The 17,385-nt window shown below is 42.9% G+C and carries 14 protein-coding genes, 1 riboswitch and 1 other annotated feature; of the genes, 7 read left to right on the top strand and 7 right to left on the bottom strand.

All coding sequences use genetic code 11. The annotated features are described in order from the left end of the window. Positions 1-13 precede the first annotated feature (13 nt). A complete protein-coding gene (gene nrdD / locus IGI73_RS09390; RefSeq protein WP_428207187.1) occupies positions 14-2,209 on the bottom strand; it encodes an anaerobic ribonucleoside-triphosphate reductase in 2,196 nt (731 codons plus the stop codon). Positions 2,210-2,496: 287 nt separating this feature from the next. On the opposite strand from nrdD, the gene IGI73_RS09385 reads away from it, so the two are divergent. The 6 genes from IGI73_RS09385 (at position 2,497) to IGI73_RS09360 (ending at position 9,341) form a co-directional block, all read left to right on the top strand. Then, entirely contained in the window at positions 2,497-3,261 is a 765-nt protein-coding gene (locus IGI73_RS09385; protein ID WP_005229848.1) for an ABC transporter ATP-binding protein, read from the top strand. Then, positions 3,251-5,305, top strand: a complete 2,055-nt coding sequence (locus IGI73_RS09380) for an FtsX-like permease family protein (protein ID WP_060793061.1) — start codon at positions 3,251-3,253, stop codon at positions 5,303-5,305. Before IGI73_RS09385 ends, IGI73_RS09380 begins: the two co-directional genes overlap by 11 nt. A 188-nt stretch (positions 5,306-5,493) precedes the next feature. Beyond that, the gene (locus IGI73_RS09375) at positions 5,494-6,576 is read left to right on the top strand and encodes a M42 family metallopeptidase (protein ID WP_428207188.1); all 1,083 of its coding nucleotides are present in this window, start codon (positions 5,494-5,496) and stop codon (positions 6,574-6,576) included. A gap of 9 nt (positions 6,577-6,585) precedes the next feature. Continuing rightward, on the top strand, positions 6,586-7,371 hold the full coding sequence (locus IGI73_RS09370) for a DUF975 family protein (RefSeq protein WP_249641247.1): 786 nt from the start codon (positions 6,586-6,588) through the stop codon (positions 7,369-7,371). A gap of 206 nt (positions 7,372-7,577) precedes the next feature. Further along, a complete protein-coding gene (locus IGI73_RS09365) occupies positions 7,578-8,318 on the top strand; it encodes an MBL fold metallo-hydrolase (protein WP_005229857.1) in 741 nt (246 codons plus the stop codon). A gap of 18 nt (positions 8,319-8,336) precedes the next feature. Continuing rightward, positions 8,337-9,341, top strand: coding sequence for a lipoate--protein ligase (locus IGI73_RS09360; protein ID WP_015509943.1), 1,005 nt, complete (start codon positions 8,337-8,339; stop codon positions 9,339-9,341). Positions 9,342-9,386: 45 nt separating this feature from the next. Here the strand turns inward: IGI73_RS09360 and proS are convergent, their stop codons facing one another. After that, positions 9,387-10,820, bottom strand: a complete 1,434-nt coding sequence (gene proS, locus IGI73_RS09355; protein ID WP_428207189.1) for a proline--tRNA ligase — start codon at positions 10,818-10,820, stop codon at positions 9,387-9,389. A gap of 40 nt (positions 10,821-10,860) precedes the next feature. Next, positions 10,861-11,065, bottom strand: a binding site (T-box leader). Positions 11,066-11,161: 96 nt separating this feature from the next. Beyond that, positions 11,162-13,039 carry a hypothetical protein gene (locus IGI73_RS09350; protein ID WP_151195013.1) on the bottom strand — a complete coding sequence of 626 codons (1,878 nt, stop codon included), beginning with the start codon at positions 13,037-13,039 and terminating at the stop codon, positions 11,162-11,164. A gap of 142 nt (positions 13,040-13,181) precedes the next feature. Between IGI73_RS09350 and IGI73_RS09345 the strand changes: the two genes are divergently transcribed. Beyond that, positions 13,182-13,700: a S24/S26 family peptidase gene (locus IGI73_RS09345; RefSeq protein ID WP_438759193.1), complete on the top strand. Its 519-nt coding sequence runs from the start codon at positions 13,182-13,184 to the stop codon at positions 13,698-13,700. A gap of 62 nt (positions 13,701-13,762) precedes the next feature. Here IGI73_RS09345 and IGI73_RS09340 read toward each other — a convergent pair whose 3' ends face one another. The 4 genes from IGI73_RS09340 to IGI73_RS09325 are packed head-to-tail and all read right to left on the bottom strand — an operon-like array spanning position 13,763 to position 16,997. Next, positions 13,763-14,443 carry an energy-coupling factor transporter transmembrane component T gene (locus IGI73_RS09340; RefSeq protein ID WP_428207191.1) on the bottom strand — a complete coding sequence of 227 codons (681 nt, stop codon included), beginning with the start codon at positions 14,441-14,443 and terminating at the stop codon, positions 13,763-13,765. Then, complete coding sequence (locus IGI73_RS09335) at positions 14,370-15,782, bottom strand: ABC transporter ATP-binding protein (RefSeq protein ID WP_428207192.1); 1,413 nt, start codon at positions 15,780-15,782, stop codon at positions 14,370-14,372. The genes IGI73_RS09340 and IGI73_RS09335 overlap by 74 nt, the downstream gene beginning before the upstream one ends. Further along, positions 15,779-16,381 carry an ECF transporter S component gene (locus IGI73_RS09330; RefSeq protein ID WP_010749530.1) on the bottom strand — a complete coding sequence of 201 codons (603 nt, stop codon included), beginning with the start codon at positions 16,379-16,381 and terminating at the stop codon, positions 15,779-15,781. The genes IGI73_RS09335 and IGI73_RS09330 overlap by 4 nt, the downstream gene beginning before the upstream one ends. Beyond that, positions 16,374-16,997, bottom strand: a complete 624-nt coding sequence (locus IGI73_RS09325; protein WP_428207193.1) for a YkoF family thiamine/hydroxymethylpyrimidine-binding protein — start codon at positions 16,995-16,997, stop codon at positions 16,374-16,376. Before IGI73_RS09325 ends, IGI73_RS09330 begins: the two co-directional genes overlap by 8 nt. 93 nt (positions 16,998-17,090) lie before the next feature. Beyond that, a riboswitch (TPP riboswitch) is annotated at positions 17,091-17,190 on the bottom strand. Positions 17,191-17,385 lie beyond the last annotated feature (195 nt).

Genomic DNA, 17,385 nt, shown 5'->3' with positions numbered 1-17,385 from the left:
ACTCCTTTTTCGTTTATTCTTGCAAATGTTTGACCCGGGCAGAAATTTCTTTGTGCCGTCCATTGACCATTGGACGAGCTTGAGGATTTCCAAGATACCCACAGGTTCTTTTGACGACGTCACAACTTTTTGGGTCATGATTGCCGCATTGCGGGCATTCGAATCCCCGTTCGGTTGGATTGAAATCTCCTTCATACCCACACTCATAACAGTGATCGATAGGGGTATTTGTTCCAAGATAGGCGACCCGATCATAAGCGTAATCCCAAACCGCTTCTAACGCTTTTGGATTTTGCTGCAAGACTGGGTATTCACAGTAATGAATAAACCCGCCAGAACAGTATTTTGGATATTCTTTTTCAAAATCAAGTTTTTCAAATGGTGTCGGATTTTTCCGCACATCATAGTGGAAGCTGTTGGTGTAGTATTCTTTGTCGGTAATGTTTTCAACTTCACCGAATTTTTCGGTATCCAAGCGGCAGAAACGATCAGTCAGGCTTTCACTAGGCGTCGAATACACGCTGAAATGATAGCCGTATTCATCGCCCCAAGCATCTGCATGAGCTTTCAATTCTTTCACGATCGCTAGGGTAAAGGCTTTTGCTTCTGGATCTTGTTCCCATGTTCCACCATAAAAAGCCGAAGCAGCTTCATACAAACCGATATATCCAAGAGAAACAGTAGCACGTTTGTTTTTGAATAGTTCATTCACATTGTCTTTGCGATCCAAACGTTCACCGAAAGCCCCATACATATAAAGGATCGGCGCATTCGCAGGGCTGGCTTCTTTACAGCGCTCCACCCGATAGACAAGAGCATCCTTGACGATTTGCAGACGGTCTTCCAGCAGCGTCCAGAATTTTTCTTGATCACCATTTGCTTCTAAGGCGATCCGAGGAATATTCAATGTTACGACGCCTAGATTCATCCGACCGACATTGACTTCTTCGCCACGTTCGTTTTTCCAGCCTTGCAAGAAAGAACGACAGCCCATCGGCACTTTAAAGCTGCCGGTCAATTCAACCAATTTATCATAATTCAAAATATCAGGATACATCCGTTTGGTGGCACACTCTAAAGCCAGTTCTTTAATATCATAGTTCGGATCGGTAGGGGCAAAGTTGACGCCACGGCGAATACTAAAGATCAATTTTGGAAAAATAGCGGTACGCTTTTCACTGCCTAACCCGTTGATGCGAATTTGGAGAATCGCTCGTTGGATTTCCCGTTCGAACCAATTGGTTCCTAAACCAAAGCCAAGGGAAGTAAACGGCGTTTGTCCGTTTGAGGTGAATAACGTATTGATTTCGTATTCTAGACTTTGCATTGCATCGTAGATATCTTTGCGCGTTTTGCTCTTCGCATAAGCTTCCCGACGTTCAGGCGACTCGATCCATTCTTCGGCATCTTTTAGATGCTTTTGATAATTCAACTCAGCAAAAGGAGCCAATAATTCATCTGTTCGATCAGCAGAACAGCCGCCATATTGACTCGATGCTACGTTTGCAATGATTTGTGAGATTTGAGCGGTGGCCGTTTGGATCGATTTTGGCGATTCCACTTCGGCGTTCCCAATTTTAAACCCATTATTCAGCATGCCTTTAAAATCGATCAAGCAGCAGTTGGTCATTGGGGTGTAAGGATGATAATCCAAGTCATGGTAATGAATGTCGCCTTTTTGGTGAGCATTTGCCACGTGAGGAGGGAGCATTTTCAAACCGATCGATTTTCCTACGATCCCAGCGGTCAAATCACGTTGTGTATTGAACACATTGCTATCTTTATTGGCATTCTCATTGACGACCGATTGATCTTTATTCATCAATTTGTTGATCGTAAAGTTGATGTCTGTGGCTTTGCTGCGCTCGAAATCACGATGGGTCCGATAGTTGATATATTCTTCAGCCAAGGCATACTCGTTTTTTGCTAATAAGATATGCTCGACGATATTTTGGATCTCATAGATTTTTACATTCGTACGAAAACGTTCCGCGATCTCGTGATCGACACTGTCAACGATCTCGGTGATTTTTTCGTGGTCGATGGGAGAAAGCTCGCCATTGATTTTTCTTAGGGCTTTCACTAACGCATCGTAAATTTTTTGATCATCAAAATCGACAAGCCGTCCATCACGTTTTACGATTTTTAACTGACGCAAAGCGGACTGTCTTTCCAACCCTTGCTCAGGATTTCTCTTAATGTTCATCATTTCTACCACTCCTTATCTTCCTCAATATAATAAAACAAATTGTAGAAATGAGCAACTATATATAGTGGTGAATAAGGGTTGGTAAATTGGATATACACAATATATGGTGTATATTCATTGGAGTGTTTTCTGAGAAAACTGATAAGATTAAGGATTTGGTTGTTCCATGTTTCACATAATGAATAAAAAACTTTTTTAAATTTATTTTTTCTCTGTTTTGAAGCAGAAGTATTCAATGAAAAAGTATGCTACCATAAGGAGAGAATTTTATTAAAGGAGGGTTCTATGTGAAAAATATGATTGATGTGAAGCATCTGACCAAAAGTTACGGCACTCGTTTCAATCAAACCAAAGTATTAGATAACCTTTCTTTTGCAGTGGATCAAGGAGAATTTGTCGGGGTGATGGGGCCCAGCGGCGCTGGGAAAACGACCTTGATGAATCTGTTGTCTTCAATTATGCGACCTAGCTTAGGCTCGATCTATATCGATGGCAAAGACATTACCCGAATGTCGGAAAAAGCCCTCAGTGATTTTCGTCGTCAGCAGATCGGTTTTATCTTTCAAGACTTTAATCTTTTAGAGACGTTGACTGCCAGAGACAATATCTTGCTTCCCCTTGCCATTGATCGTTTGCCCGTGAGTGAAACCCAAGAGCGCATTGAACAAACGGCCAATTTGTTAGGAATCGAGCACTTGTTAGATCGCTACCCAGAAGAATTGTCTGTAGGGCAAAAACAGCGGGTCGCTGCTGCTCGAGCAATCATCAGTCGTCCGGCGGTCCTTTTTGCTGATGAACCCACTGGCGCCCTTGATTCAAAAGCGGCGACAGAATTATTACGGTATTTAGCACAAATCAATCAACAAGAGAAAACAACGATCTTGATGGTCACCCATGATCCTTTCACCGCCAGCTACTGCAACCGAATTTTATTCATCCGAGACGGTGTCTTCTTTGCAGAAGTCGTCAAAAAAGGCGGGCGTCAGGAATTTTTTGAAAAAATCATCGATATGCAGGCAACGATTGGAGGCGGTCCGCGCCATGTTGTTTAAAATCGGCTGGCGGAGTTTTCTGCGGCAGTTTCGCAACTATATGGTGTACTTTATTTGTATGATGACCGCCGTGATGATTTTCTATTCCTTTAACGCCTTGATGAATGATCGTCTGCTGAATCAACGGGTCCAGCAAGATATACGCATTGAAGGGGTTTTAGGATTCGGCAGCAGTGTGGTTGCCTTTGTCGTCTTGTTTTTTATGCTGAGTGCCAATCATTTTTTTCTTAGTCAGCGGCAAAAAGAAATCAGTGTTTACCAGCTTTTGGGGCTGCGGCAAGGTCGTCTGGCTTGGCTGTTGCTGCGGGAAACGTTTCTATTGAACTTTTTCTCTTTAGTGACCGGCATCTTTATGGGGATTATTTTTTCGAAATTTTTTTCTATGATTTTGATTCGAGCGATGGGCTTGAATTTAACGAGTCATTTCTTTAATTCGCCCCAATCGATTTTTTCAACGGTTTTTGTCTTTATCGCGGCGATGATTATTTTGAGTATTCAAGTGATCCTTTTTGTATGGCGTACCCCAATGAGTGAGCTGATCAAGACTGAATACCGCTTACCGATCAAGAAAATGAAAATGACCCCGTTTCGTTCATTAATGGGGGTTCTAGGTCTGATTCTACTGGGGGTAGGCTACTATTTGTCTTTGACCCTGCGGGAAACGTGGACCAACTATATCACGTACACACAAGATTTTTCAGCAATTTTATGGATTCCTTTATTGATTCTGTTTTGCTGTGTGACGGCAACCTATCTTTTTTTTGATTGCTCCTTGCCAGCATTGTTATATTTTTTGAGCAAGCCGAAAAAACGTCTTATCAAAGGGGCGAAACTGATTGCTTACAATAACGTGCGGGCTTACTTGCAAAGAACGTGGAAAAGCTATGCGCTTTTGACGATCATCACAGCGATCGCAATCTCCCTGATCGGGGGAACGATGGGGGTCATCTCATTAAACTATCAAGCAACGAACCGCATTTATCCAACGTCCTTTCAAGTGTCAGAAGAGCAGGCAGATACCTTGCGGGACCTTTTAGAAAAAGCCGATACACCGATTATTGCCGAACAATCGATTCCCTATAAAATGACCAATATGACGGTTCAAACCCGTTACCTTGGAGAGTTGCAAGACGAAAATATTGAAAATATCATGGTGAATCTGGTCGCTTTTTCTGATTATCAGCGTCTGCGAAAACTGGTTCCCGATGCCCCGGAGATTCAACTGAGTACCGATAAACAAGCGGTGCTTTTTGACAGTCAATACGATGTGACTCGTTCGTTTATCACCTATCGCGATGAGGTCAAAATCGGCAGTCAACATACGTTCAAACTCATTCAAGCAGAACAGGATTATTTTGGGGATTCTGCCTTGCGCTATTCCTTGCCGAATGTCCTTGTCATCCAAGATGATGCGTACCAGCAAGTTGAGGGCTTCACCTATAGCGTTGCTTATTTACAAACAGACAAGGTGCAAACGGAGAGCTTGACTCAGCTGCTAGATGAAGAGCTGCCGATTGAGTGGACGCATCCTTTGACCTATGAGTTTAGCGATGACCAAAAAAGCGTGCGTTTTTATCCAGAGACTGCCCGAGATTCCACCAGTGAGAATAACCAGATGACCGCATATCGACTGACCTTAGCGAATCGTTTTACAACGATGCGCGGCGTGCGGCGGCAAGCAGGAATCGTTTTGTTTGTGTCATTATTTGTAGGTGTGATCGTTTTGATCACGACATCCAGCAGTTTGATCGTTCGGCAATTTTCAAATACCGAGCGGGAGAAACACAATTACCGATTATTGACCAAACTAGGTTACACCCGAAAAGAAGTACGCAAACTCGTTTACTGGCAAAACATCTGGATTTTTATGCCAGGTACGCTACTGGCTATCTTGCATGCCGTCTTTGCCATCAATACCTTCACCCAAATCATCGACAGTCCTGGGTATTGGGTCGCTCATTTGTTTGCGGCAGTTGCAGCAGTCGTCTATCTATTTGCCTATTTGATTACCGTCAAGCTGTGTCTGCGAATAATTGAAACTTGATTGAATTCTTGATAAAACGATCCTTAGAATTGAAGCGAACCTTACAAGTTAGACCAAAAAATCTAATCTTGAGGATCACTACAAAACGAGGATCGTTTTTTCATTTAACCAATCTTTTTGTATTTCCCTCTGGCACCAGATTAAGAGAATGGTATAATCATAATCAATGAGACAAAGGAGGAAGCAAGATGGAGAAAAAAGAAGAACAGCTTTTAATAGACCTAACGACTGCATGTGGGGTTCCTGGGAATGAGGAGGAAGTGCGTGAAGTCTTTAAAGAATATGCCAAAGACTTTGCTGAAGATATCTTTTTTGATGGTTTAGGAAGTGTCATTGCCAAACATGTTGGTGATGGCGGTGGACCGAAAATTTTTATATCGGGACATATGGATGAAGTCGGCTTTATGGTAACTAAAATCACAGAAAAAGGCTTTATTGAATTCCAGACCCTTGGTGGTTGGTGGGGGCAAGTGATGCTGGCACAGCAAGTCGAGATCAAAACCAATGAAGGCAAATTGATCCACGGTGTCGTCGGTTCAAAACCACCCCATGTCTTGAGTCCAGAGACTCGAAATAAACCGTATGATATCAAAGATATGTTCATTGATATTGGCGCTTCAAGTGAAGAAGAAGCCAAAGGCTGGGGGATCCGTCCGGGAGATATGATCACACCTTATATCCAATACAAACGGATGAACGACAGCAAATTTTTATTAGCCAAAGCATGGGACAATCGAATCGGTACGGCAGTATCACTGCGGGTATTAGAAACCTTGGCAGCCGAAGGACATCCCAACTGCTTGTTTGCTGGCAGTGACGTGATGGAAGAAGTTGGCCTAAGAGGGGCGCGAACAAGCACTCACTTAGTGAATCCCGACATCGCGATCGCACTAGATACTGGTACTGCTGGGGACACACCTGGAATGACACCAAAAGAAGCGGATTCTGTGTTAGGCAAAGGCCCACAAGTCTTGATTTTCGATGCTTCCATGATTCCTCACAAGAAATTATTGAATTTTGTGATCGATGTCGCAGAAGAGATGGAAATTCCTTTCCAATATACCGTGATCACTGGTGGAGGAACCGATGCTGGTCAAATGCATTTGACTCGTGATGGGGTCCCTTCGATCGCTATTACCGTGCCCGTTCGTTACCTGCATTCTCATACTTCTGTCATTCATGAGGATGACTACTTCAATACAGTCAAGCTTGTGACGGAAGTGGTTCGCCGCTTAGACGATAAGACCGTTAAAGCATTGCGCAGTTATTAAGGTGAGTCTATGAGATCAAATACAATGATTCGAGAGACCGCCAAAAACTCCTTGCGCGGATTCTGGGGAACGTTCGTCTTAAGTATTTTAGCGACGGTTGCGGTACAAGCGGTGGTCAGCTCGCTTTTTAGTAGTATTGGGACTTCTTTTGGTGCAAACAATGCAGGGAGCTGGATCGATCTGATCTTGGACAATTTTGTCTTCTTTGCGTTTTCGGTAGCGTTGAGTATCATGGCACTCTATCTGGTTCGTGGCAGAGGAATCAACGTGGGGGATATTTTTCTCGTCTTTGATAAGCGTCTGTATGTACCGTTTTTGCTACTAAATTTAGTGAGCGCGCTTTTAAATTATCTTTTGAGTTTTGCGATTTTCTTGCCGCAGTTTGTCTTATCAGGGCTCAATCAATATTTGGACTTGGTATTCAATTTTAATCGGGGAATCTCTATTGATTTGGCGATGTTTAATGGCTCCCTGGCTTTTGTACTCGGGACTTTTCTCGCCATCATTTTGTTCTTCTTTTTGTCACAAGTCGTTACTGGTGTGATCCAATTAGCGATCTATCTGCGCTATGATCAACCGGAATTAGGGGTTCTTCAGTCAATTAAAGTGGCCTTTGCGCTCTTGCGTCCACATCTGGGTCAATACATTTGGCTACAGTTATCATTGATTGGTTGGTTTATTCTCGGCTTTTTGGCATTGATGATCGGGATGCTATGGGCAAACGCCTACGCTTATGCAGTCAATGCAGTATTTTATGAGGAATTGATCAATGAACAACGAGCGATGATCAGATAAACAAAAAAGACGATGGCCCATTGGTCTGGCTCCCTGCAGATAGAGTAAAAAACTCATTCATAGGGTTCTACCAATAGACGTCGTTTTTTTCTCGTTTTCTCGATCTTTTTTTGCAAAAAAATGGTCGGATTTTAGTCAAATCAGCTGAGATGTGATAGCATAAAAGAAGTAGAAAACCAGCTTGAGCCAAAGAGGAGGAAACACAAGTGAAAATAACTGTCTTAGGTTGTTTAGGTGCCTATCCGTATAATGGTGAAGGGACTACTGGCTATTTAATTGAGTCGGAAGGCTTTCATTTGCTGCTTGATGCGGGAAGCACCACCTTGGTCCAACTAGAAAAAATCCTTGATCCCTTAGACTTAGATGCAGTGATTCTGACGCATTACCATCACGATCATATTGCGGATCTAGGGGTATTGCAATACTATTGGCAATTATATCCAGGAAACGAAGAACGCCAGGTTTTGCCGATCTACGGACATGGGGAGGACACGGTTCATTTTGAAAGCCTGACGATGCCTGGAGTGACTCAAGGAATTGATTACCTCCAAACGGAGTCATTGGAATTGGGCCCGTTTACCATTACCTTTATGAAAACGATCCATCCAGTCACTTGCTATGCCATGCGATTTGTTGAGAAAAGCACAGGCAAGGTTTTTGTTTTTACAGGCGATTCTGGCTACTTAGAATCTTTTGTTCCGTTTGCACAAGGAGCTGACCTGTTTTTGGCAGATACCTATCTTTTTGCAGGTAATGAGCGGCACAAGGCTCATTTTACGTCAAAAGAAGCAGGCGAGATCGCCCATGCGGCGCAGGTAAAAAAATTAATGTTGACGCATTTGCCGCAACACGGTGATTTAGAACAGTTACGAGAAGAGGCTGCACTAGCTGCCAATGGGATCCCCGTTGAATTGGCGGCTGTTCAAAAAATAATTGAAATCATCTAATTAGGAGGAACGAATAGTATGCTTTTTGTACCGAACGAACTGAATGACCCACGCATCAATTTAGCCATCGAGATTTTTCTTCTTCAAGAAATGAAAGTGGATGAACCCATCTTACTTTTTTACATTAATGAACCATCGATTATCATTGGACGCAATCAAAATACGATCGAAGAAATCAATAAGGAATATGTGGATGAACATGGGATCCATGTCGTTCGTCGTTTCAGCGGCGGCGGTGCAGTCTATCATGATTTCGGAAACTTGAATTTCAGCTTTATTATGCCTGACGATGGGAATTCTTTCAGAGATTTTGAAAAACTGACCAAACCAATCGTCCAAGCTTTACATGAGATGGGGGTTGAAGGGGCGCAACTAAAAGGCCGCAACGACCTTGTGATCAATGACATGAAGTTTTCTGGGAATGCGATGTACGCAACAAATGGCCGGATGTTTGCTCATGGCACGATCATGTTTGACAGTGATATCAATGAAGTAGTCAACGCCTTGAAAGTCCGTAAAGACAAAATCGAATCAAAAGGCATCAAATCGATCCGTTCAAGAGTGACCAACATCAAACCATTCTTGCCAAAAGAGAAGCAAGACATGACGACTGAAGAGTTCCGTCAAGAAATCTTATTGAAGATTTTTGGTGTCGATTCCGTGGAAGACGTCAAAACCTATGAACTAACAGAAGAGGATTGGGTCAAGATCAATGAGATTTCCGATAAGTATTATCGTAATTGGGATTGGAATTACGGCAAATCACCAGCCTTTGATATCGAACGTCGTCATCGATTCCCGATCGGCTCCATCGAAGTTCGTTTAAATGTGGCAGAAGGAAAAATCACAGATGCCAAAATCTTTGGCGACTTTTTCGGCCTAGGGGACATTGCAGATGTAGAACAAGCCCTGATCGGTACTCGTTATGCCAAAGAAGATTTGGCACAAGTCATTGCCAACATTGATGTCAAAAAATATTTTGGCAACATCACGCCTGAAGATTTTCTTTCATTGATTTATTAATCAAAAAACGAAGCAGCCTTTTCCATCTGGCTGCTTCGTTTTTTATTAGTATGCGCGGGCGATCCAAACGGTGTGTTTGGCAGGTTTCCCGCTGACGATATCGACCGTTTTTTCCATTGGCGCTTCAAACGGAATGTTTCGGGTAGTAAAGCCAGTTTCTTCTTTGATTTTGTCTTCGGTTTCTTCCGAGCCGTCCCAACCGATCAAAACAAAACCAGTCACTTTGTCTTCTTGTTTGCACGTTTCGATATGGGCTTTTAGTTCATCCAATGTATCGATGTTGGTGTACTCATTTTCTTTGTTTCGTTCCTTCGCAGCTGCTAATAAACGTGGAGTCATTGCTTGTAATTCTTGGTCAACAAACGCTTCTAATTCCTCAAGCGCCACCGTTTGCTTGTCAGGTAGGTCACGGACTTTGACCATGACTTTGCCAGCTTCTAAATCTCTTGGGCCACATTCGATTCGCAAGCAAGCGCCTTTTAGTTCCCATTCATTGAATTTATAGCCAGGTGAGTTATCAGAATCATCCAAACGAACACGAATGCCCTTGGCTTTAAAGTTGGCATACAGTTCTTCTAATTTTTCTAAGATGGCTGGATTCTTTTTCCAAGGACCGACTGGTAACAACACAACTTGGGTTGGTGCAATGGTTGGTGGGAAAACTAAACCATTTTCATCGCCATGGGTCATGATCAAGGCACCTAACAAGCGGGTAGAGACACCCCAAGAGGTTGTGTGGGCATGGGTATGCTTGTTTTCTTTCGTTAAATACGTAATATCAAATGCTTCAGCAAATTTTGTCCCCATGTAGTGGCTGGTTCCTGCTTGGACTGCTTTGCCGTCTTTCATCATCGCTTCGATCGAATAAGTATCTACTGCCCCCGCAAAGCGCTCAGATGGGGTTTTTTGTCCACGATAAACAGGGATCGCTAGAAATTCTTCGCAAAGGCGGGCATATTCATCTAAGACTTTCATGGTGCGTTGACGAGCATCTTCTTCATTTTCATGAGCGGTATGACCTTCTTGCCATAAAAACTCTGAGGTACGCAAGAAAGGCAATGTTTTCTTTTCCCAACGAAAGACGTTTGCCCATTGATTGATTTCATAAGGCAGGTCACGGTAGGAGTTGATCCAATCAGAAAAGGCAGAGCCGATCATGGTTTCTGAGGTTGGACGCAAGGCCAAAGGTTCTTCCAGTTTTTCGTTGCCGACTTCTGTGACCCAAGGTAATTCAGGGGCAAAGCCTTCGATATGATCCGCTTCCTTCATAAAGAAATTTTGCGGAATCAGCATTGGGAAGTATGCATTGCGAATGCCTTCTTTTTTCAAGAAACGATTGAACTCCTCTTGAATATGCTCCCAAAGTTCGAAGCCGTCAGGACGGAAAATAATGGAACCTTTCACTGGGGAGTAAGCCATCAATTCGGCTTTTTGGATCGTTTGGATATACCATTCTGTAAAATCATTTTTTTGTGTCATTGTTTTTCCTCCTTAAAAAAATAAAAAAGCATCTCGTCCTAAAAAGGACGAAATGCTTGGATTTCGCGGTACCACCTTTGTTGATTATCGATCGGGATAATCCAACTCGTAAAGGATAAGGCCTTTCCACCGACCGTTTTGCGGTCATTGCCATTGGGTAGGTTCATTTTATCAGCGGGTGTCGATTTTTCAGCTGCCATCAACTCTCTAAGACCATCATAAAATTACTATTCCAATGCTTGTTGCTGTTCTTTATCATGCTAAAGCGAAAAAGCGAAAAAAGCAAGAGTTTTTTCGCTTTTTCTTAAAATAGACCGTTTAACGTATCGGAGAAAAGGCAGTCAGTCAAAAGACAGCAGATCCGCTTTAGCGGCAAGTGTCAAACGCAAAAAATGAAAACCATCTGAATCCTCGATACGCATACTTCCTTGATAGACAAGACATATTTGTTCCAGCATTTGCACATCGGTATGGATCGCCTGTCGTTTTGCTTCGTCAGTTTGCAGTTTTTCTGCCTCATCCTCTGTCAAAAGCGGCATTTGACAGTCGATATGTAGCTGTTCTTTTGTGTCAGTCACTTTCAACGAAAGCCTGCGATTTTGAGGATCTGTGACCGAACAGGTGTAGCGGATGGCGTACTCTAAGCAATGGGCGATCAAGGACAGACGATCATTTTCTTCCAATCGTTCCAGTGGTTCCGTGAGGTCATCGCAGGTAAGCGTGATTCTTTTTTGAGCGGCAGTGTGTTGATAATCAGCAAGCAGCATCGTCGTGATCGATTCTTTTTCAACCGCAGGGATCGTTAGCTGCTGCTTGATTTCTTCTTCAATCTCGCAAAGACCTTCATACGCAGCCGCTAGTTGTTCATCTTCTAACATGTCTTTAATGGTATGGGTTCTCTTTTTGATGGTTTGTAAAACTTGCTGCCATTGTGCCGTTTGATCTGGACCGATCGCCTGCTGATTTTCATATAATCGCACTTTGATGTCTGCTGTGTCGATCTGCTTATTTTTGCCTTCACTGGCAAAAAAGAGTTCGAGGAACCCATAACAAGTAAAAATAAGTATCAGTAAGAAAAAGATGATCGAGCGCCAATTGATGTCAGATTGCGGGAGGACTAAAATATCCTGGATATACAAGAACCCATGACCGATTGCCGCGACAACGATCCAAGGTGCACAAAGGACATAAAATTGATTCTTTTTTAACGCCTCATAAATCGCCGCAAACGAAGTCACAAAGGTGCTGGTGATATTTAATAAAAACAGATAGTTCATGACGACTGGCAAACTTTGTTTTTGAAAAAGTGCCAAAAACATGGCAAAGATCCCGAAGGAGTAGTGAACAAACAACCATTTCTGATAATACTTACGTACGAAGTGCATGTTTGTGTAGTAAAACCCAATCAAAAACATGGGCGTAATAATCGAAAGAAAATTTAACATAAATGAATTCACGATGGGAGAAAAAAGCAGTCCACCCAGCAGATCCCCGAAGCCTGCTTCTAAACCTGCACTTAAGGCAAAGCCACTGAATAAAATGGAAGATACTTTCAGCTTTCTTTGGTTGATAAAAGAAACGAAGAGATAAAATAAATTAAGGATACAAATAAATCCGGTAAATAGGAGGATATAGATATTCAAAATTGATAGACTAAAAACATAACCGATCAATGCATTGGCAGGACCAAAAAAGACTTCGGCTGGAAAGCCAGAATAGGTGTCAAAAGGACTAGTCACGTAGATCTTCAACGTCTTTCCAACGTAATCCTCTGGCAATGTGATAAAAGATAAGGTTTTGCCAGGATGGTTGAAGGTCAATGAATGTTCGGCAGCTTCATTGGTATAAATTTCTTGATCATCCAAATAGACGGTCATGTGTTGATGATCGCCAATCAGCAGCATCGTTGGATATTTGTATTCATTGGTCATTTTTCGCTGCATGACAAATCGCTCATTGGCTTTTACGCTAGGTAAATATTTCACATAACGGCTAATAAAAGTAGAATCAGGATTGTCTTCCGCATAAAAAATCCAATCTTCCTTCTTCTCCACGGTATGGTTATCAGAAGTAGGAGATAGGAAGAGTATAAGAAAAAAACCGATGCTTCCTAGCAAAAATAGAACGAGTAGGATAAAGGGAATCCAACGTTTAAAAAAGAACTTGTTATTTAAAAAAAGCATACTTTTTCTCCTATGTTTTTTAATCGCCTTTAGCATAATATAAATAGTAAAATAAAGTCAAATAATAATCAGAAAAAATACGCATAAAAATTCAATGAATCGTTTTTAAATATTTGAAAAAAATTTAAATATGTTATAGAATCGAAAAAGAAACTGAGCCTTAGAAGGAGAAAAGAAAATGAAACTTTTGCCAAAACAAAGTATCATGCTCTCACTTTTTGTATTGTTGTTTATGCTGATTTCTGTTTTAGCGGTCGTGATTCCTCATGCGTTTGGTTTCACAATGGCCATCGTTAACAGCGATGCAATGGAACCTACATATTCCGAAGGGACATTACTTTTTGTTAAAAAGGCTTCAGAAGACAATTTGGTCGTTGGTAATGAAGTGACCTATTATGTCGATCACGGCAGACAAATGCGCACACGGCGAATCGTTGCAGTGGGAGAAAACCAATCGGTGCTTTATACGATCGGTGATAACCAAAGCCAGATGGAACCAAAAGAAATCCAAAAAAGCCAATTGATTGGGCAACCCATTTTTTATATCCCTAAAGTAGGGGCTTGGCTCAATCAAACGACGATCCAGTTTTTTAAAAACATGTATTTCCTTTTCGCATTGTATATTTTAGTGACCACCTTGTTTGTAACGCTCTATCAAATCAAATCTGGATCCATAAAAAAATCAATCATCTCTTAGCCATAAGAAGGAAAAAGCCAAAGAAACACTGCCGTTTCTTTGGCTTTTTCTCTTTTTCCCCTTTATAAGAGCAGTGTTCCAGCGAGGCCGATTATCAGACAAAAAGATAGAAAGAGCATATCGGCGAAAGTGATGCGAAATGACTTGGCGTAGGTTCGCTTTGCCTCGCTGTCAAATCCTCTTGAAAGCATCGCAGTCGCCAAGAGCTCAGACCAACGAATCGATTTGACCAGTAAAGGGATCAGCATCTTGAATGAAAATGGATTGACGGGGATTCCTCTAGAACGCATGCTATTACGGATATTCTGGTACTCGGCTGGAATGATGGGCGCAATTTGAAACGCAGCGAGCAGACCATAGGCAAAAACGGCGGGGAGTCGCAGCTGTTGCTGCAGCGAATAAATCAGCTCATTGATCGTGGTCGATACACTGAAAGAACTGCCCAACATACCAAAGCAATAGATACGGCTTGCCATGTCAAGTCCATAGCGCATAGCTGCTGCTGAGGAGGAGCCACCTTGGTTGTCCTGGTAGTAAAGGAGTCCGGTGAAAAAGACCCCCACAGCTGCCAAGGTCAATGCAGAAACAAGCAAAAGGCTTTTTTTCAAAGAGCGTTCGTTTACAGAAACAGCAAAGAACAGGACACAGAGTAGCAGATTCAATCTGAAATTATTTTGAAAAGAAACCAGTAAGGCGAGTCCTAAAACGGCGAATAACTTGACTGTCGGGTTGAGGGTGCGCATCTATGTCCTCCTTTTCATAATGATTAAAATCAATGATTTGTGAACAAAATGCTTCCAATAATAAGACATCGTGACTAACGATCAAAACCAAGGTGCCGCTTGCGGCTTTTTCGGCTAACAGCTGCATGACCTGCCAAGCTTGCTTGACATCTTGGCCATAGGTCGGTTCATCCACCAACAGTAATTTGACTGGTCGCTGCAATAAAGCTGCTACTGCCAAGCGTCTTTGCTGGCCTTGGCTGAGTAGAAAAGGGGACTGAGTACTCTTGTTTTGTAGTCGCAATTTTTCCAGCAGTTTGGCACTCTCGGTCGCTGCACGTCCTTGGCTAAGCTCCTGTGCCACTGTAGCAGCCAAAAACTGGTCCTGCGGATTTTGCATGATCCAGCTGATGGACCGAAAAGGGGAGGGATGCTTCTTGATTGGATCCCCGCACAGGCGAATGGTTCCTGAGTACGCCTGCTGCTGCAAGATCGCTTTTAAAAACGAAGATTTGCCGCTGCCGCTACGTCCGGTGAGCCCAATCATTGTCCCACTATCAAAGGTAAGATTGGGAAAAACAATCGCTTGGTTACGGATCGGCAGGCGAAAATCTTGAAAAGATAGCCGCTCTTTTGCAGAAAGTTTCTTAATCTCAACAGGCGGTAGTGACCTGCGCAGCTCCTGATCGAGTGTGCGCATCTTATCTTGATCGACGGATCTGAATCCTTCTTCAATCAGCAGCCACTCAGCTACCCAGTCAGCAGTTTCTTTGATTTGATGGTCGATCAGTAAGATGCCAATGGCATGTTGCTTTTGGAGCTGTCGCAGTTTTCGAATGATTTTTTGACTTGTGTCAGCGTCCAAATTGGCAAATGGTTCATCCAAAAGCAAGTAGCGACTCTTTAAAATCAGACAACAAGCCAATGCTACTAACTGTTTCTCACCGCCAGACAAGGTCGTAAAGGGCTGATCGGCAAGATGGCTGATCTCGCAAAACGTCAAGGCTTCCGCTACTTTTTTTGGCATGTCGGCTTGGGGAATACATTGATTTTCAAGACAAAACAGTAGTTCTTCTCGAGGCGTGGCCATACAAAATTGCATATCTGGATTTTGAAACAGTAAGCTGATCGACGTGCTTCTTTCTCGAATGGAAAGCTGGTTTAGCGTTCGGTCATCAATCGTATAGGTTCCTTCTTCAAACCCTTTCTCGTTAAGCCCTGCTAAGAGGTGGAAAAGAGTGCTTTTTCCTGTTCCTGAAGCACCATAGATTCCTTTTGTTTCTCCGGGGGCTAAAGACAGTGTTAGATCAAGCCGTTTTTGATCCACGAAAAAGCAGCCGTTTTTCACGAGCAGGCTCATGCCGCTTCTCGTTTGGCGCTAATGGTTTGGTCTTCAGCAATCGGGTAACTGTTGAGAACGCCCATGCGTGTCAGATGGTCACAGACGATCTTGACCAAAAAGGCGGAAAAGAATAAAGAAGAAAGCAAGCGAATAATAAAAATCACCACCAACAACTGCCATTGCAAGTCAACGAAATTTGACCGAATGATCCCCCAAAGAAAACTCGTGATCGTGGCGCCAATGGCACCAGTGATCAAAGGGAACCAGCCATAGCGACGGTAGCCACCTAATGCAAAGCCAGCTTCTGTTCCAATCCCTTGTACAAACCCGCTGATAAAAATAATCGGTCCATAAAAATTCCCCATAAACACTTCTAAAAGTGCGGCGATCATCTCAGTGATCGTCGCTGCGCCCGGTTTGCGCAGCACATAGCCAGCAAAAGCCGCTGCCATGAACCAAACCCCGAAAATAAACTCATTCGCTAAAACAGACAAACCAAAGGGTGTTAAAAGCGTACCTAACAACAGCCCAAAATGAACAGCGCCCAAATAGATCACGCCAAAAATCAACGAAGCGATCCCCACCATAATGACATCTTTTAAGACCCATTTAGTCATGCGACACCGCCTTCTTTTTGGAAGGACTGTTGACTGAGACCGTTGCTTCTAACACATAATGGGGAAGATGGTCATGGGCATACGCTAATGCCGCTTCAAAATACCCAAAGAGTCGGTTGGCCGTTCCCGTCAGCATCGTGACATAATGGGCGGAGCGAGGCGCCAAACCATAGGTTTCTGCCAGTTGGACGATGGTGGCGATCTCTTCCATATAATTGTTTTCCCCAAATACATAAAACGAGTATTTACAATCCACGTCAAACGTACCATTCATAAGATTGCTTGCTTTATTGGGTTGTGCCTGTTCTCCATTCAAAAACGCGTCACCTGCAGAATCGCCAGGACAGCCCTTAGAAAAAGTAAACTCACCCACGAGGTGTGTCTTGGATTCGTAAGCGTTGATAAATAGCCCAGCTGCCGCATCGACAACACTTGGGGCTTCCCCTCGAAAAAGGGTGCTGAACAGATCGGTTTGCTGCCAAACAGCTGTTGTATCCGTCCGCTCAATGCTCGTTACGATTTGTTGCGCAAAGTGGTCTTTCATGGGGTACAAACTTACTCGGCACCCAGTGATATCGATCCCGCCTGCGGCACAGGCGATTGGTTCATTTGTCATTTTCTCTTCTCCTCTCGATGGTTTTTCTGTCTACAAAAAAAGCGTTCCTCCTTTTTCTATCCACACGTAGACAGAAAAAATGGGAACGCGAAAAATCATGCGCTGCCACTTCCCTACGTTGGTACTAACCAAATCAGGTTCTAAGGGACCAGACTTACGTCTATCTCAGCATAAAGCGCCCCTAGTGGATAATCTTCTATTCAATTACCCCTCGAGTGTAGCACAGGACCCAGTAAAGGACAATAAAAAGAGATGTTCGACGATTGAAAAAAATCAGCAGAGCAAGTCTTTCAAGGAAATTTCTTCACTGATATCTGTGGTGGTACATATGAAGGTTTTTACATATAAAAAAACAAGTGAAAAAGCGGTTGACAGGTTGCAAATAGTT

The organism is Enterococcus sp. DIV0755f, assembly GCF_051713725.1.
Lineage (GTDB): Bacteria > Bacillota > Bacilli > Lactobacillales > Enterococcaceae > Enterococcus_D > Enterococcus_D casseliflavus.
The sequence above is the reverse complement of the archived record's forward strand: the minus strand, read 5'-3'. Positions and strand labels throughout refer to the sequence as shown.

Bases quoted from the DNA above. Each gene is read 5' to 3' on its own strand.
- nrdD (WP_428207187.1), bottom strand. From the start codon at position 2,209: ATGATGAACATTAAGAGAAATCCTGAGCAAGGGTTGGAAAGACAGTCC.
- IGI73_RS09380 (WP_060793061.1), top strand. From the start codon at position 3,251: ATGTTGTTTAAAATCGGCTGGCGGAGTTTTCTGCGGCAGTTTCGCAAC.
- IGI73_RS09375 (WP_428207188.1), top strand. From the start codon at position 5,494: ATGGAGAAAAAAGAAGAACAGCTTTTAATAGACCTAACGACTGCATGT.
- IGI73_RS09370 (WP_249641247.1), top strand. From the start codon at position 6,586: ATGAGATCAAATACAATGATTCGAGAGACCGCCAAAAACTCCTTGCGC.
- IGI73_RS09360 (WP_015509943.1), top strand. From the start codon at position 8,337: ATGCTTTTTGTACCGAACGAACTGAATGACCCACGCATCAATTTAGCC.
- proS (WP_428207189.1), bottom strand. From the start codon at position 10,820: ATGACACAAAAAAATGATTTTACAGAATGGTATATCCAAACGATCCAA.
- IGI73_RS09350 (WP_151195013.1), bottom strand. From the start codon at position 13,039: ATGCTAAAGGCGATTAAAAAACATAGGAGAAAAAGTATGCTTTTTTTA.
- IGI73_RS09345 (WP_438759193.1), top strand. From the start codon at position 13,182: ATGAAACTTTTGCCAAAACAAAGTATCATGCTCTCACTTTTTGTATTG.
- IGI73_RS09340 (WP_428207191.1), bottom strand. From the start codon at position 14,443: ATGCGCACCCTCAACCCGACAGTCAAGTTATTCGCCGTTTTAGGACTC.
- IGI73_RS09335 (WP_428207192.1), bottom strand. From the start codon at position 15,782: ATGAGCCTGCTCGTGAAAAACGGCTGCTTTTTCGTGGATCAAAAACGG.
- IGI73_RS09330 (WP_010749530.1), bottom strand. From the start codon at position 16,381: ATGACTAAATGGGTCTTAAAAGATGTCATTATGGTGGGGATCGCTTCG.
- IGI73_RS09325 (WP_428207193.1), bottom strand. From the start codon at position 16,997: ATGACAAATGAACCAATCGCCTGTGCCGCAGGCGGGATCGATATCACT.